Origin of the sequence: Zooshikella harenae (genome assembly GCF_018837975.1) — a bacterium.
Classification (GTDB): domain Bacteria; phylum Pseudomonadota; class Gammaproteobacteria; order Pseudomonadales; family Zooshikellaceae; genus Zooshikella; species Zooshikella harenae.
In genome coordinates this window covers 1-1,151 of record NZ_JAGSOY010000264.1, presented here as the reverse complement: position 1 = coordinate 1,151, position 1,151 = coordinate 1, and the positions used below count along the sequence as shown (strand labels likewise).

Here is a 1,151-nt window from a genome sequence, read left to right as displayed (position 1 = left end):
ATGACCGGTGCGGCCAGCGAGGTCACGTTAGGGCTGACCGAAGATCAGTTGCAAGCGGGGCTAGCCTCCGGCCAGCTGCGGGCTGAGTTTTATGAGTACGATGCCCTGGGCCAACGGACAGAGTTGCGCCAAGCCACCGTTGATGGTGATTTCCGCACCCTGTTCTATTACGACAGCAAAGGCCAGCTGACCCGTGAGTTGAAGCAGGTGGATGCCGAGCAGGGTTACCTGACCGTGTTCGACTACGATGCCTTTGGTAATAAAATCTTCGAGAACCGCTACAGTGGCCTGTTACCTATGGCCCTGGGCGCGAATCAGTCGCGCTCATTGGTGTATGCCGACCGGATTGTCCGTTTCCGTTACGATGCGTTGAATCGCCTGGTCGCGGAAACCGTACCCAGTGCGGATGGTAATGGCCATGAGACCCGTTACCAGTACGATGCCTTTGGCAATCTCACTTTAAAAACCGAAGCGGCGGGTATGCAGGCGGAGCGTCGCACGGCCTATCGCTATGACGAGCGTAACCAAAAGGTTGCGGAGATCACTGCACTGGGCACCGATGCGGCGGCTGAGACTCAGTACCGCTATGATGCCCTGGGTCGGGTCAGTGCTATTGTCGATGCCCGTGGTGTCGCCCTCATTCAAGAAGACAGCGACTGGGCACTGGCCGAGCGCGCCCGGTTAGGCATCGTCAATACCGTCACCACGGAAGATGGTCAAACTATCTCTGGTGGGGCCAAACGCAGTTATGAACTAACCGAAGAAGATATCGCCACCCTACAGGCGGCCTATACCAGCGAGCAAACCTTTGATGCGGCGGGGCGCAAGATCGCCGAGCGTGACCCGCTGGGTCATGAGACCCACAGCGCCTACGATGCGTTTGGCAACATCATCAAGGCTACGGACCCTCGCGGTCAGATTGGTTACTTCTTCTACGATGCCAATAACCGCTTGCGGTTACAGATTGACCCCAAAGGTTACGCCACCGAAACCCGATACGATGCCTTTGGCCAGGTGGTAAGCACCTATCAGTACCAACACGCCCTGGATCTCAATAGCGGCACCATCACTGAGCAGAGCGACTTTGCTGAATTGATCAGCCAACTCCAAGCCCGGGTCAACAGTGGTTCGGATACGGTGTCGGATAAGGT

Annotated in this window: 1 pseudogene; it reads left to right on the top strand. The window is 56.8% G+C overall.

The window, feature by feature from the left end:
- Positions 1-1,151 (top strand): annotated as a pseudogene (locus KCG35_RS25500) (hypothetical protein); the annotation flags it as partial.